The organism is Proteiniclasticum sp. (assembly GCF_003514505.1).
In the GTDB taxonomy this organism is placed as follows: domain Bacteria; phylum Bacillota; class Clostridia; order Clostridiales; family Clostridiaceae; genus Proteiniclasticum.
This window is the reverse complement of record NZ_DOPX01000016.1, coordinates 235,831-251,315: the sequence shown is the minus strand read 5'-3', so window position 1 is coordinate 251,315 and position 15,485 is coordinate 235,831. Positions and strand designations below refer to the sequence as shown.

Annotated in this window: 9 protein-coding genes, 1 tRNA gene and 1 other annotated feature; of the genes, 1 reads left to right on the top strand and 9 read right to left on the bottom strand. The window is 42.9% G+C overall.

Annotated elements, in window-relative coordinates:
- Positions 1-292 precede the first annotated feature (292 nt).
- The 7 genes from DEF30_RS05745 to DEF30_RS05715 all read right to left on the bottom strand — a co-directional run bounded on the left by DEF30_RS05745 (position 293) and on the right by DEF30_RS05715 (position 10,865).
- Complete coding sequence (locus DEF30_RS05745) at positions 293-2,740, bottom strand: excinuclease ABC subunit UvrA (protein WP_294097349.1); 2,448 nt, start codon at positions 2,738-2,740, stop codon at positions 293-295.
- A gap of 135 nt (positions 2,741-2,875) precedes the next feature.
- Positions 2,876-5,635 (bottom strand): type I pullulanase, encoded by a 2,760-nt coding sequence (pulA, locus tag DEF30_RS05740; protein WP_294097348.1) that lies wholly within the window; start codon positions 5,633-5,635, stop codon positions 2,876-2,878.
- 127 nt (positions 5,636-5,762) lie between these two features.
- A complete protein-coding gene (locus tag DEF30_RS05735; RefSeq protein WP_294097347.1) occupies positions 5,763-6,860 on the bottom strand; it encodes a 6-phosphofructokinase in 1,098 nt (365 codons plus the stop codon).
- Positions 6,861-6,973: 113 nt separating this feature from the next.
- A complete protein-coding gene (gene murD / locus DEF30_RS05730) occupies positions 6,974-8,344 on the bottom strand; it encodes a UDP-N-acetylmuramoyl-L-alanine--D-glutamate ligase (protein WP_294097346.1) in 1,371 nt (456 codons plus the stop codon).
- A 2-nt stretch (positions 8,345-8,346) separates the two neighbouring features.
- Positions 8,347-9,054 (bottom strand): DUF624 domain-containing protein, encoded by a 708-nt coding sequence (locus DEF30_RS05725; protein ID WP_294097345.1) that lies wholly within the window; start codon positions 9,052-9,054, stop codon positions 8,347-8,349.
- A 119-nt stretch (positions 9,055-9,173) separates the two neighbouring features.
- Positions 9,174-10,565: a glycine--tRNA ligase gene (locus DEF30_RS05720; protein ID WP_294097359.1), complete on the bottom strand. Its 1,392-nt coding sequence runs from the start codon at positions 10,563-10,565 to the stop codon at positions 9,174-9,176.
- A gap of 225 nt (positions 10,566-10,790) precedes the next feature.
- A tRNA-Asn gene (locus DEF30_RS05715) sits at positions 10,791-10,865 on the bottom strand.
- A gap of 233 nt (positions 10,866-11,098) precedes the next feature.
- Positions 11,099-11,349 (top strand) — a binding site (T-box leader).
- Positions 11,350-11,393: 44 nt separating this feature from the next.
- Between DEF30_RS05715 and asnA the strand changes: the two genes are divergently transcribed.
- Positions 11,394-12,377 carry an aspartate--ammonia ligase gene (gene asnA / locus DEF30_RS05710; RefSeq protein ID WP_294097344.1) on the top strand — a complete coding sequence of 328 codons (984 nt, stop codon included), beginning with the start codon at positions 11,394-11,396 and terminating at the stop codon, positions 12,375-12,377.
- 407 nt (positions 12,378-12,784) lie between these two features.
- Here the strand turns inward: asnA and DEF30_RS05705 are convergent, their stop codons facing one another.
- Complete coding sequence (locus tag DEF30_RS05705; RefSeq protein ID WP_294097343.1) at positions 12,785-13,093, bottom strand: hypothetical protein; 309 nt, start codon at positions 13,091-13,093, stop codon at positions 12,785-12,787.
- Positions 13,074-15,197, bottom strand: a complete 2,124-nt coding sequence (locus DEF30_RS05700) for a histidinol phosphatase (RefSeq protein WP_294097342.1) — start codon at positions 15,195-15,197, stop codon at positions 13,074-13,076. The genes DEF30_RS05705 and DEF30_RS05700 overlap by 20 nt, the downstream gene beginning before the upstream one ends.
- Positions 15,198-15,485 lie beyond the last annotated feature (288 nt).

The window sequence follows — 15,485 nt, the reverse complement described above, 5'->3', positions numbered from 1 at the left end:
GTTTAATTTTCAAAGAACTGTTTCAGCTCCTCAAAGGCCTCTCAATAAAAGAAGCACTTGGAAAGCGCTGACTTAGATATATTACCATAAGTAAAAAATGATTACAATGGCAAATTCAATAATTTTCCACAAAAACGGGCTCGGTTTCTGATTTGTCCACAGCCACAAGAGCAATATTCTGTGGATTTTCTTTCCTTCACTGTGGATGATTTGCTTTTTATAGAAGAAAAGTCCGGATATCCCTTGATTCTTCCACAAGGTTTCCCGGACTTTCCACAATGATCTTCTGGTTTTACAGATACTTTCCGGTGACAGATTTCGGGTTCACTTTGATTTCCTTTGGTGTTCCTTCTGCCAGAATGTTGCCGCCATTTATACCACCTTCAGGTCCCAGATCAATGATCCAGTCACAAACTTCCATCACTTGGGTATTGTGCTCTACAAGAACCACTGTATTTCCTGCATCCACCATTTTTTCAAGAAGAAGCAGAAAATGCTCTACATCTTTCATGTGCAGGCCCACGGTGGGTTCGTCGATGAGATAGAGATTGTTTGCGCTTTTCTGCTCTAAGAGCTCCTTCGCAAGTTTCAGTCTTTGACCCTCACCTCCGGACAAAGTGGTGAGCGTCTGCCCCAGCTCCAAGTATCCAAGTCCCACGTCTTCCAGAAGAGACAGGATCTTCTTCATGGGCTTGATCTTTTGAAAGAGGATGTGGGCTTCCTCCACAGGAAGCTTCAGCACATCGTGTATGCTTCGCCCCTCATACTCCACAGAGAGCACATGATCCTGAAACTGCTTGCCGCCGCATTCAGGACATACAATCTCTATGTTTTCAAAAAACAGCATATTGCTCTCTATATAACCAAGTCCTTCACAGCGTTCACATCTGCCCCCCTTGGTGTTAAATGAAAAATCATTGGCCTTCAGCCCTTTCTCCTTTGCTTCCTGAAGACTTGAAAAAAGCTTGCGCACTTCGCTGAAGATGCCTGAAAAAGTCGCTACATTAGAGCGCTTCATTCGGGTGAGGGGAGACTGCTCCACTAAAATGATCCGATCCATTTCTTTCGTACCACGGACGATGTTCTCCTTGGCATCTGGGTTAGAATCGCCTTGCCCCAGGACTTCAAACACCAGAGTGGATTTCCCAGAACCTGAAACACCAGTAATGGCTGTCATGACTCCTCTGGGGATCTTCACATGGATGCCCTTCAAATTGAACTTGGTTGCATTCTCTATTTCCAGATAACCATTACGATGTTCCCTGTACTTTTTTTCTATGAATCCGCTGCGGTCTCTCAGATACCTGCCAGTTAAGGAATCTTTGTTTTCTTTCAGCTTCTCCACTGTACCTGCTGCCACAACTTCTCCGCCCTGATTTCCTGCAAGAGGACCCATGTCTACAATGTGTTCCGCTTCTCTCATCACATCCATATCATGTTCAATGGCAATGACCGTATTTCCATGGTCTCTCACACCTTTGAGAATATCGATGATCCCTTCTGTATCCTTCGGGTGAAGCCCTATGGTAGGTTCATCCATGAGGTAGATGATTCCACTGATGGTGGCATCCAGTATAGAGGCCAGTTTCATCCTCTGGGCTTCTCCTCCTGAGAGAGTCATGGTCTGGCGTTCCAGCTGCAGATACCCGATGCCCGCATGAAGAAGTCTTCTGATTTTTGTTTCCATATCCAGAAGAAACACATCCACCATACTCTTTCTGGAATCCTCAATCTCGTCTTTAACGTCTGTTACCCACTGGTAAAGCTCTTCCAGAGAATACGAAGAAATCTCTGGGATGGTTTTCCCTTCTACGGTCACGGCGGCAGAAAGAGCATTCAGTTTATTTCCATGACAGATTTCACAAGTTCCCCGCACAAAAAAAGGTTCCAGCTGTGGGGTCATGGTTCCTTTATCCTGAAGTCTTCTCCAGATGGTCGTCAGAATGCCCTCAAATCTTCCGTCGGCAACCTTCTTTGGCAGGGGAATGTCTTTGTAGAACTCTTTCGCCTCTTCACTTTCTGCACCATAAAATAGAAGGATCTGTTCTCCTTTGCTGTACTCAGACACAGGTCTGTTTCCTGTGGGTTTTTCTCCGTAATAACGGAAAGCCGCATTGACAGAGTTCACCTGATACTCCTTATAACCATGATCCCAATAGGTTACAGCGCCTTCCTCCAGAGAAAGTTCCTCATGGATGACCCCCCGGTGATGGATCTTCAGCACTTCTCCCAGTCCTTGGCATTTAGGACAGGCTCCGTCCCTTGTATTATAGGAGAAATGGCTCCGGGTAAGTTTTTCCATTTCCTTTCCACACAAAGGACAGTCCATGTACACGGTAAATCCTCCGGGCACCTTCACCAGTCTCTCCTTGGCATCTGCTGCAGAGATCTCTCCCTCACAATGAGGACAGCTCCTTTTATGGAGCTTTTCAAAAATCATTCTGAGATCTGTGTAAAGGTTTGTCACGGTGCCCACGGTGGATCTCGGATTTTTATGATAGGCATCCTGAGAAATCTTGATGGCAGGCGATGCATTCTCTATCACATCTACTTTGGGTTTCTTGATTCCCTGATACCCCATGGCCTCCAGGTATTGCCTCTGACATTCCTGGTAAATCACATCCATGGCCAGGGTGCTTTTCCCGGAACCTGAAACACCAGTGAACACAATCAGCTGATTCTTTGGAAGGTCCAGATTTATACCTTTGAGATTGCCCTCTGTGGCGTTCCGGATCTGCATTACATTCTGAGGTTCCACACTGCTCTTCCCCTTTACTGCTTATTTTTTCCATTGTACCGTCTTCTTTCCTCTCTGAAAAGGAAAACTAGAGAAGTACTGTTCTCATCCAGATACCACTCTAGTTCCATGTTTATTTTATGCGCTCTTCTTCAGATTTTTCTTTCTCTCCAGAAGCATTACCAGGACGAGACCAGCACCTAGGAAAAGCGCTGCCCACAGATACATCGGATTACCTGATTCGCCCCCTTCGGCAACAGGGTTGCTGCTTCCTGCACTTTTTGAAAGCACAAGCAGTGTTCTCCCCGGAACCTCAACCTCTTCTTTTTCTGTGCGGAGCACTTCAGTGCCTGCGTTTTCTCCATCCACATAGACATCATAAACGCCTTCAGGCAAAGTATAGGTTTTGGTTTCCGCATTTGCATTCATCAGCACCAAAACTTCTTCAAAGGAATCCCCTAGTGCTGCTCCCTCTATCCTATAGCCTACCATGTACATTTCTGGCATTTCCAGGAAGGAAAGATGCTCTCTCACCATTTCCGCTTCCGCCATGCGGAAGGCGGGATGCTCTTTTCTTAATTTAATGAGCCCCTTCATATACTCCACATTCTCCTGATATTCTGCCTTTCTTGCCCAGACAAAGCGGTTGATCTCATCTGGCGCATTGTAGCTGTTATGATTCCCCTCCTTGGTTCTTAGGAACTCACTGCCTGCATGAAGGAAAGGAATTCCTTGGGAGGTGAGAACGATGGCATTGGCCATGCGGTGCATCTTCTTAAGCTCTTCTTCACTTTCGTCAGGATTAGAGATCGCCAGTTTGTCCCAAAGAGTCAGATTGTCATGGGCTTCCACATAGGTGATGGTCTGACTGGGTTCTTTCGCCCAGAAGCCTTTGGAGTATTTCACTTCCTGATAATTGACCTCAGGATGGTCAATGGAAGCTACAACACCAAACTTCACACTTTCTTCCAAAGCTTCCCCACCATTCACAAATCCCCGGTCTTCATCGGTGAACACATGCCCTTTGATGCCATCTCGGATGTCATCGGAAAATGCCGCAATGCCCTCCATTCTCCAGGTGTTTCTCTTTAAGGCTTTTTCCTTGTCCGGCAGTGGGGAATCTCCCCCGGTCCACCCTTCTCCATAAATAAGAATCGTCGGATCCACTTCATTCAAGGCTTCTCTTACGGCTTTCATGGTCTCTATGTCATGAAGGGCCATGAGGTCGAAACGGAATCCATCTACTTTGTATTCTTCCGCCCAGTACACCACGGAGTCCACAATATACTTTCTCATCATGGACCGTTCCGATGCCGTCTCATTTCCAGTTCCGCTGCCGTTGGAAAAGCTTCCATCCTCATTCATACGGTAGTAGTATCCAGGAACAATCTTTGAAAAGTCTGAATCCCCTGAGGCTCCAGTATGATTGTAGACCACGTCCATCACTACACGGATGTCCTTTTCATGAAGCGCTGCCACCATTTCTTTGAACTCCCTGACTCTCACTTCTCCCTCATAAGGATTTGTGGAGTAGGATCCTTCCGGCACGTTGAAATGCTGGGGGTCATATCCCCAGTTGAAGTTATTCTCCTCAAGTTTTGTCTCATCAATACTTCTGAAGTCAAAGGACGGCAGAAGATGAAGATGCGTAATACCCAGGTCCACCAAATGATCCAATCCCGTGGAAACGCCTCCCGGACCTTTGGTTCCCTCCTCGGTCAGACCAAGGAATTTCCCTTTATTCACAATACCCGAATCCTCTGAGATAGAAAGGTCCCGGACATGAAGCTCGTAAATGACTGCATCTGTATACTCCTTATACTCCGGCTTTTTTATCTCCTGAAACCCTTCCTGATTGGTACGGGTAAGGTCGATGACCATGGCTCTTTGTCCATTCACCCCCACAGCTCTTGCATAAGGATCCACCGCTTCCTGCAGAAGACCCAGGTTTTCTACAGAGTAGGTGTAATAGATGCCATGCATGTCTCCAGAAATGACCGTTTCAAAAACGCCCTGCGCTTTCTTCTCCATTTCCACCTGGTCAAAAGCCTCCACCGTATCTCCCTTCTGGAAAAGATTGAGGGTTACTTTTGTCGCTGTTGGTGCCCAAAGCCTGAAGGTGGTTCCTTCTTTCTCATAAAGAGCACCCAGGTCTCCATCATAATGATAGGCTTTTTCAAAGGCACTGGTAGAGAACACGCCGCTCATGAGAAGCTCTTTTTCTCCATAGCCCTCTTTCGCCACCTGATAGGATTTTCCTAGTTCCAGAGGTTCTTTCAGAAGAATCTCAAAAGAGCTCGTCGTCTCCGGTCTTCCCCCTTCACTGAAATAGATGGCTTCGATTTCCATCTCTTCATCTCCTGATACAATGCTAAGACCTTCCTTCCTGTCATGGAGAAGCGTCATAGGGACAGACAGGTTCACTTTGATCTTGTTTATCGTGGTAAGCTCCGCTTTCAGGATTTTTGGGGAAAGGTCCACCTCTTCCAATGTATAATAAAGGGTTGCATCTTTTTCAAGCAGATAGAGCTCAAGAACCCCATCCTGAGCTTTGGATAAGGGAATGAACCGGTCCTTGTCCACATCCTTTTCGTCCCAGTTGCCTTTTCGGACAATGAATCCAAAGGATCCGGAATCACTGCTTTTCGTCACTTCCAGGGTCTTTCCGAAGTCATCTTCCCCTGTGAAATCCACCTGCTCTCCCTGACCGCCTTTCGGCCACAGCCAAAGATTCCACCCCTCATAATCCTGATTCTTTCTCTGATAATGGACTGTGAGCTTCACATCATTGTCAGCCCGAGTATCCATCACGTCTCCCAGCGAAAATATCGGGGACAGCAGGAATAAAATCAGCAGCAGCATACTGGTCCTTCTGATCATCTTATTTTTTCTCATCATTTTCCCTTCCTTTTCTCATGATTCTTTCTTGAACAGTTTACAAAAAGTATATCATGCAAACGTGTGCATGAAAGCGTCAAAAAAAGACTCCGCTGTGAAGCGAAGCCTTTTGTGTTCTTTTATAAAATCAGTCTCCGAAAGCGATACCAATGGCTTTTGCCATTTCTACCAGTTCCCCGTTTGGATTCACATTCTTGGACTTTCTGCCAATAACATTTTCCAGGGAATCATAGGACATGGTGTCTCCCTTCAGGGTGACCATATTACCAAACTTTCCTTCCACTGCGAGCTTAACAGCTGCTACACCATAACGTGTGGAGAGGATTCTGTCCGATGATGATGGGCTTCCACCTCTTTGCAGATGTCCCAGAATGGTAGCTCTTGCTTCATTTCCACAGATTTTTTCCAGGTCATGAGCAACCTTCAGGCCAATGCCACCCAGTCTGATTGGGTCTGGTGAGTCTGCAATGACTTCACGCACCACCACTTCGCCATCAATAGGCTTTGCACCTTCTCCAACCACAATGACAGAGAAGTTCTTGCCCTGTTTCTTTCTTTCTTCAATCTTTTCAGCAACCTTATGGATATCATAAGGAATCTCAGGCAGAAGAATCGCATCTGCACCACCAGCTATACCCGCATGAAGCGCAATCCATCCAGCATATCTTCCCATAACTTCCAGAACCATGATTCTGTGATGAGACATAGCTGTGGTATGGAGCCTGTCCAGAGCTTCTGTGGCTACACCCACCGCAGTATTGAAACCGAAGGTTGTGTCAGTGGATGCCAGGTCGTTGTCGATGGTCTTTGGAATGGCAATGACCTTTACACCTTTTCTTGCAAAATCTCTTGCAGAGGTCAGTGTACCGTCTCCACCTATGATAAACATTACATCGATATCCAGTTTCTTCAGGTTCTCAACCCCAACATCTGATACATCCTTGTACACCATCTCGCCATTCTCTTCCACCAGATAATGGAACAGATTGTCCTTGTTGGAGCTGTAGAGCATGGTGCCACCCTTGTGCAGAAGACCGGAAATGGACTCTCCGTCCAGTTTTACCCAGTCATTATCATAAAGACCCTTATACCCGTTACGGATCCCGATGACTTCCCATCCATACTGGCTGATGGCTGTTTTGGTGACTGCTCTGATGACCGGATTCAGTCCTGGACAGTCCCCACCACCAGTCATAATTCCAATTCTTTTAATGTTCGTTTTCATTAGATTTACCCTCCTGCTTGCCAAACGGCAAATTAGTACCCGATTCTTTTGTTGCTGTGTCCTTTACAATTCTACCCCAAAGTTGCCATTGTTACAATTATCACGACAGATTTTTAGAAATTGTTCACGAGTTCTACAAACCGGTCTCCGCGGACTTCAAAGTTCTTGAACGCATCAAAACTTGCACAAGCCGGAGAGAGCAGCGAAAAGTCCCCCGGTTCGCTGATTTCCTTCAGTTTCAGCACGGCATCCTCAAAATTCTCCGCAAAGAATAGTGGGATCTTGACACCATGGTTCTTTTCCGCCTCCATAAATGCCTGATAGATTTTCTCTTTTGTAGCTCCCACCAGCACCGCTGCCTTCACATACAAAGGCGCTTTCTCTGCCAAAGGCGAAAAGTCCAGCTGTTTGTCGTAACCGCCCAGAATAAGATTCACTCTCTTCTCAAAAGAGGAGATGGTGGCCAGCGTTCTTGTGGGACTGGATGCAATGGAATCATTGTAATATCTGACATCGTCCAGTTCTCTGATAAACTGGCATCGGTGTTTTACCCCTTCAAACCTTACTGCCACTTCTTTCATCACCGGTACAGGCACCCACTTTTCCACCGCAAGGAATGCCGCCAAGAAGTTCTCTGCATTATGGACACCCTTCACCTTCATTTCAGACAAAGGAACCACAGGCTCATGATGAAGATACAACATACCGTCTTTGTAGTAAGCATCCGTATTTTCCTCTCTGCTGGAGAAAGTCCTCATTTCACCTGCTGCCAGGGGTTTGAAGCCTCTCGTCACCTCATTGTCCTCATTGAGAATGAGCAGGTCTTCTTTGTTCTGGAATCTGAAAATATTCTTCTTCGCTTCTGCATACTCTTCCATATCCTTATGAACATCCAGATGATTTGGTGTAAGATTCGTAACAATGGCGGTCTCTGGTGAAACGGTCATGGTCATAAGCTGGAAGCTTGACAGCTCCAGCACCACAAAATCCTGTTCGGTGATCTCTTCCACCTTTGTGAAGAGAGGAGTGCCAATATTACCGCCCACATAAACAGAGTGCCCTGCAGCTTTTAAAAGCTCTCCCACTACAGTAGTCGTGGTGGTCTTCCCGTCACTTCCTGTGATCCCGATGGTTCTTCCTTTGGTGTATTTCAGAAATTCTTCCATTTCTGAGGTCACCACCGCTCCTTCTTTTTCTGCTTCCAGAAGGGCCGGATGGTCCGGTCTCATTCCGGGGGTTTTGAAGATCACATGAAGACCTGTGAGATGGCTAAGATAGTCCTCTCCCAGATGGAGCACCACCTGATCTTTCATTTCTCTCACAAGCGGTGACAGATTCTCCAATGGACTTCTATCAAATCCATATACCCTGGCCCCCATCTTCAGGAGAAATTCCATGAGAGGGACATTACTGACCCCAAGACCTACAACCCCAACTTTTTTGTCTCTGATAAAGTTTTTGAATGCACTAAAATCCTTTTTCATAACTACTTCCTTGTTTTTTTATTCGCTTCCTGTTTCTCTGAAAAATCACGGTCTTTCTGATGTTTGTAAAGAACCCTTTGCGCATAAGCAGCTAGAGAGAACCCGATGATCAGAGGAAAAATGATGAGCCTTCCGAAATAGACACTGACAAACAGTAGGACCAGTGCAGCTGCACCTCTTAACACTCCCTGGAACAGCTTTTTTCCCATTTCCTTGAGATGATCCTTCAGTGTGCCCTTTTCCTCCGCTATGATCGGTACCAGCCCAAGTAAAAACATCAGGACAAAAACCAACAGTATGTCCACAGCTCTTCTCATACCGCTTTGGTCTATGATGCTGAAAAAGAGACTATTGTAGAGCATGAACGCTGTGAAAAAAGAGCCCAGCATTCCAAGGACAACCGTTTTTTTGAACTGTTTTCTGTACCCGTCAAAAAACCGTTTATAAATGCTCCTCTTGTCTTCTCCTGTTCCTCTTAATGCCACATAAAGCGCCGTATAGGCAGGGTATAGCGGAATCATCACCACCGCCATGAGAAGATAGTAGACGGCCAGATTATCCGGTTCTGCAAACAAAAGAAAAACCAGTATATGGATGTTCACAAGAATAAACAGCGCATTGCCCATGATGCCATCATAGACCTGATCCACAGATTTTTTCACCTGAGAAAGAGCAAGCTCCTGATCCCGTTCTTTTTTATTGTCCTTCATGTTTCCTCCTGTACTTCCTGTATTCAACTATTATTCTACAGTCTTTTACTGAAACTGCAAATTATTTCAGTCATGAAAAAAAGAAGAGGGCAGTGGTTGCCTTCTTCTCCTTTTTGTGGTTAAAATACCAGTTTCTTGTCAATATAGTCAATGAGATCAAAGACGGACAGACGGATCTGCTCCATGGTGTCTCTGTCTCTTACAGTCACGGTCTGATCTTCCAGAGTATCAAAGTCGATGGTGATGCAGTAGGGTGTACCGATCTCATCTTGTCTTCTGTATCTCTTTCCAATACTTCCCGCATCGTCATACTCACACTGGAAATGCTTGGACAGCTGTGCATAGACTTCCATGGCTTTCTCAGAAAGCTTCTTTGAAAGAGGCAGAATTGCTGCTTTTACCGGTGCGATGGCAGGATGGAACTTCAGAACGGTTCTTACATCTCCGCCTTCCAGCTCTTCCTCTTCATAAGCGTCGGACAAGAAGGAAAGGAACAGTCTGTCCACACCTACAGAGGGCTCTACACAGTAGGGCACATACTTTTCATTGGTTACAGGATCCATATACATCATATCCGTCTTTGCATGGGTGGCATGCTGCATGAGATCATAATCTGTTCTGTCCGCAATGCCCCAAAGCTCTCCCCATCCGAAGGGGAATCTGTATTCGATGTCTGCGGTGCCTACGCTGTAGAAGGAAAGCTCCTCCGGTGCATGGTCTCTCATTCTGAGGTTCTCTTCGGTGAGTCCCAGATCCAGCAGGAACTCCATGCAGTACTTCTTCCAGAACGCAAACCACTCCAGATCGGTACCAGGCTTACAGAAGAACTCCAGCTCCATCTGCTCGAACTCTCTGGTTCTGAAGATGAAGTTACCAGGGGTGATTTCATTTCTGAAGGACTTACCAATCTGTCCAATACCAAATGGCACTTTCTTACGGGTTGTTCTTGCGATGTTCTTGAAATTCACAAAAATACCTTGGGCTGTTTCAGGACGAAGATAAATCTCTGTCTTGGACTCATCGGTGATACCAAGATAGGTTTTGAACATCAGATTGAACTTTCTGATGTCTGTGAAGTTTTTCTTCCCGCACTTTGGACACACAATGCCATGCTCGTCTATGTAAGCTTTCAGCTCCGCTTCTGTCTTTCCGTCCGCAGAAGCATACTCTACGCCCTGCTCTGTCATGTGGTCTTCCACCAGTTTGTCTGCTCTAAAACGAGCCTTGCACTCTTTACAGTCCATGAGCGGGTCGGAGAAGCTGTCCACATGTCCAGAAGCTTTCCATACCTCAGGGTTCATGAGGATGGCTGAATCCAGTCCCACATTATAGGGGCTTTCCTGGATGAATCTCTTCCACCAGGCCTTCTTGATGTTGTTTTTCAGCTCTACCCCCAAAGGACCATAGTCCCAGGAGTTTGAAAGTCCTCCGTACAGTTCAGAGCCAGGGTAGACAAACCCTCTTCCCTTGCTGAGTGCTACAATTTTATCCATTGTTTTTTCCATGGTGATTCCTCCTTGAAATTAAATTTTGAAATCAAAAAGAGCTTATACCGTGAAGGGACGGATAATTCCGCGGTTCCACCCTTCTTGGCATAAGCCCTGCTCTTACAAACACATTCTGCTCCAAAGCGCCCTTCTTCCTTCTGCCTTAAATCCTTGCACCATCCGGATTCTCTCTAAAAGTTCAGAAAGGAATACTCCTCTTTCTCATCACAGATATTTAGATAAAAAAAATGGCTCCGCGAAGAGGACTCGAACCTCCAACCTATCGGTTAACAGCCGAGTGCTCCACCATTGAGCTATCGCGGAACGTCATTACAAAGACTATTATACCAAGCCCAAAAAATAATGCAAGGCTTTATTTTAAAAATTTTCAAGGAGTTTCTTTCTCCAAATTACCAGCCGAACTTTTCTTCAGGATGATTCTTGCTCCTCACAGAACGCTTCTTTATCATACTGAGGTTTAACATTTTGAGGACAGTTATTTTACATCGAATAAAAATTATGCTTGACTCTTCTCTCAAAATTCCTATAATAAATATAAACAAGTGTTGATGAGACGAGTACACGATTGAAAAAGTTCAGAGAGCCGGGGAAAGGTGTGAGCCCGGTCTTCAGGAGATCAGTGGAAAAACAGCTCGGAGCTGCCGGAAGAATCTTAGTAGACCCGGCCGGGCCTTCCCGTTACAGAAGTCGGATATCGGCGTTTACCATGCCCGTATCTTAAAAGTGAGCTGAAGTAATTTGGCTAAACTGGGTGGTACCGCGGAAGACCTTTCCTTTCGTCCCAATTGTAGGGATGGAAAGGAATTTTTTATTTTACGGGAGGAAACCACCATGTATCAAAGCACACTGACCATCAAAGAAACCCAGAAAGCCATCAAGCTCATCAAAGTCTTTTTTGAGCGGGAGCTCTCAGAACGTCTTCATCTGACCCGCGTCTCCGCACCGCTTTTTATCGAAAAAGGAAACGGTCTGAATGACGATCTGAACGGCATCGAGCGCCCAGTCTCCTTCGATATTCTCCATACTGGCAAGGAAGTGGAGATTGTCCAGTCCCTGGCCAAATGGAAAAGAAAAGCCCTCATGGACTATGAGTTCACTTTAGGAGAAGGCCTCTATACCAACATGAACGCCATCCGGCGCGATGAAACCTTAGACGCCATCCACAGCATTTATGTGGACCAGTGGGACTGGGAAAAAATCATCGGAGAAGGAGAAAGAACCCTGGATACCTTAAAAGATACGGTTTCCATCATCTACTCCATCTTTAAGGACGCAGAAATACTGCTCTACAAGACCTATCCCCATCTGAAACCACAGCTGCCGGAGTCTCTTTCGTTCATTACTTCAGAAGAGCTTCTGCTGAAATATCCAGGACTTACTTCCAAAGAGCGGGAGCGGGCTTATGCAAAAGAAACAGGAGCGTTTTTTCTCATTGGCATTGGAGATCTTCTCTCCAGCGGAGAGCGCCATGACGGAAGAGCACCGGACTACGATGACTGGTCTCTAAACGGAGATCTCATCTTCTACAACGAAGTGCATGATGATGCTCTGGAGCTGTCTTCCATGGGGATCCGTGTCGATAGAAAAGCCCTTCTTTATCAGCTGGAAGCAGCTAAAAAAGAAGACCGAAAAGGACTCACCTACCATAGTCTCCTTCTGGAAGGAAAGCTTCCCCAGACCATCGGCGGAGGCATCGGGCAGTCTCGAATCTGTCAGTTCCTCTTAAGAAAATATCATATTGGTGAAGTGCAGAGCAGCATCTGGCCTGAAGATATGAGGCTGGATCTTATGAAACAGAACATCCATCTCCTATAAGTTTCAGTGCAAATCAAAAACCGGAAGCCTTCCTACTTAGGAAATCTCTTCCGGTTATTTTTTGTAATTTATTGTCTGGATTAATGGTTAAGGCTATACTGTTCCATTTCTCTTCCTTCAATAAATAATATAGCACATCATGAAAATCAGTAGTTCAGATTATAACTTAATGATTCTTTTACATATGAGCCTGAAGTTAGATATCAAATATATCCTGTCTCAAAACCTTATTCTAATGGCATTGATAGTTTCAACTTTGTTGCGATTCACATGCAATCTGTTGACTCATCTTCCTAAAACTAGATCCATATTTTTCTGTTAGATTATACTTCTCATTAGGAATACTTAAATAAGCTTGTCAATCGGATTACTGTAATTATAAACCTTTTTTACTTAAGTACTTTCAACTACCAACTAAACATTTCATCGCGAATTATATGCGAAACTTCAACCAATTCACGATTCAAATCTTTAATATATTCTTCGCATACCTCAATATACATACCTCTTGAATAGCCATCTCCTACATGAAATTCAATCTTAATATCGTTAATAACAGCTTCATTAAGAATCAAAGAAAATAGCTCCTTGATGGAATTTTGACATTCTGAACTATTTAAGTCTATTTCTAAATTATTTGGGCCTATGCTAAAGGATAAAACATCTGTATCACCTTTTCCATCAATTAACGTTGCCTTAATTATTTCTTGCTTCATATATATCCCTTCTTTCATAAAAAGCTTCGTAACCACCTTCCAATGAATGCATACTTTCTTCTGTCCAACTTTTTATATCTTCTGAATCAGCTATTGAAACTAGTTGATCATCAAATGGATTCCCTAAGTAAGTTTCATATTTTCCATTCTTATGTGTACGATAAATAGACATATAAGGTAACGTTCTTACAGCAATATTAGCATTATGCGTAGCTACAACCACATACTTTCTTTGTTTTGCTAGATTACTTATTAATGGTCTAATGTCACTATCAATATATGAGTTACCCATCCCTAATTCGGGTTCGTCCAAGAAATATATATCTGCATCTTCATAAAGTACTTGTTCCAGTAAGAGGATTCCTTTTTCACCGTTCGAAGGCTCATATTCAACACCATCTGATGTAATAATCTGCTTTGATCTACCCACAAATGGTTTTATTGAGGTTACTTTATTTTCCTTACATAATGTAACTAACTGTTCTACATAAGTTGCAATATTAAAATCAAAAACGTGTTTCTTGATTTCCTCTAGTAATTTGACAATTTCTTTTAGTGATGTAATATTGAATCCTGGATAATTCTTAGTTCTTTCTTCTTGACATAACATTCTATATTTGCAATTTATATATATTTCACCTTTGCCTTCTAAAGAACCTAACCGAATACGTTCATTATAATCCGGCACTTTAATAGAACCTAGAATTTGATTTACACATCTTAATAAATCTGTTCTTTTTATTGTAAACTCCTTTAACCCTGAAGTAGATGGCCTTGACATCGTATCCGAACTTCTATCTGCGAAAGCCTTTATCCTATCTATAGTGAAATTTGTCAATCTTGACGCATATTTTTCTACTAAATCAAACTTTCTCTTTTCTTGTATAGATCTATGTAATTTTATTAATAAATATTCTAGTTGTTTAATTTCTTCTTCCAATAAATATTCTATACAATCAATGTGTTTAATTTTGTCTAAAACACTTTGTATTTCTTTTTTGTCATTTTCATGTATGTCATACATTTTAGGTTTTCGATAGAAATCATGGATAGCTTCAGTAATTTTCATACGACTCTTGTTATTACTATTTCCTTTTGTTTGATACCAATATATATAGCTAGAAAAGGATGTAGGATTATCATCAGTCCAACTACTTAACTCTTTAAACTCAGACTCACATGAATCTGTATTTAACTTTTCTAGGGATATTTCCATATCTTTTATATTTAGAAGCTCAGAAAAGTCTTCACTTCTTTCTGAAGCAATATATTTTTTGCATTTTTTACCAGATCCTAGTACTTCTGTATACATGGATTTCAATATTTCTGTTTTTCCAGTTCCCTTTTGTCCAAAAATAATATTAACATCAGGATAAATCATCAAAGGTAGTTTTACTGAATGATGTGGCATACCTAAAACTTTCAAAGGTGATTTCTTACTCAGTAAAGTTTCAACAACAGCTTTATCTCGCTTTGCTAGGAGTAAAAACTCCATAAAACTTGCTACAGGCAATCTTAATTCAGCAAATGTACTGCTTTCATACTTGTTCCAATCTTTAACATCACTACCAATCAAAACGCTCATATCTTTATTAGCAAGAACACCTAATGTACGATAATTTCTAGGTTCAATAAATACCCTGGAAGAATCTTTCACAATTCTAAATAGTTCTTGCTTATCAGCTTCAGAAATTGCCGGTTTTTTGTCATGAAAATGAGGTATATATATCGCATCAAAATCCTTAAACGTCTCGTACACTTCCTGTAATGACAACTGGCACAAGTCAGGACTTATGTCCGAAAACAGGCTAACACATCTACCCGAAAATCTAAATGCTTCATCTGGTTTTGTGACAACAATCAAATGGTACCTACTTTCACCAATGACATCTATTTCAACACCAGGCCACACTTGGCAGATATCTTGAACAGTACTTTGTAATATCTGATATTGTTCATAATCAAATGCATTGTGGTTTGTAATTGCAACTATTTTTACATCAGCCAACTCGATTTTCTTTCTAAATAATTCAGGTGTTACATTTCTCGCTTTTCCATCACCCTGTTTTGTCTTTTTAGTATGACAATGCAAGTCAATTTTCAATTGCAATCACTCCTTCATATCAAAAATTTATGCTCGATTTAGAAATTGCTTTGATATATTAATCAATCACTAATTGTTCGTAGTGTTAACTGAATGCTACGTTATATTAGTTTTATCTTCTAGGTTCGTGGTAATCAAGACCTAACTTAATAATAATTTCCAATCCCATATAATTTTTATAAATATACTTAGAACTAAGCTAATTATTTTCTCAGATCAAGTTCGGATATCGGAATGCCATTTTTGCAGACTATGAGTTAGTTTAGATATTCTATATTTTATTATGTT

Excerpts from the sequence above, each read along its gene's own strand:
- murD (WP_294097346.1), bottom strand. The coding sequence starts at position 8,344 with ATGAAAAAGGATTTTAGTGCATTCAAAAACTTTATCAGAGACAAAAAA.
- DEF30_RS05735 (WP_294097347.1), bottom strand. The coding sequence starts at position 6,860 with ATGAAAACGAACATTAAAAGAATTGGAATTATGACTGGTGGTGGGGAC.
- DEF30_RS05745 (WP_294097349.1), bottom strand. The coding sequence starts at position 2,740 with ATGCAGATCCGGAACGCCACAGAGGGCAATCTCAAAGGTATAAATCTG.
- asnA (WP_294097344.1), top strand. The coding sequence starts at position 11,394 with ATGTATCAAAGCACACTGACCATCAAAGAAACCCAGAAAGCCATCAAG.
- DEF30_RS05705 (WP_294097343.1), bottom strand. The coding sequence starts at position 13,093 with ATGAAGCAAGAAATAATTAAGGCAACGTTAATTGATGGAAAAGGTGAT.
- pulA (WP_294097348.1), bottom strand. The coding sequence starts at position 5,635 with ATGATGAGAAAAAATAAGATGATCAGAAGGACCAGTATGCTGCTGCTG.
- DEF30_RS05725 (WP_294097345.1), bottom strand. The coding sequence starts at position 9,054 with ATGAAGGACAATAAAAAAGAACGGGATCAGGAGCTTGCTCTTTCTCAG.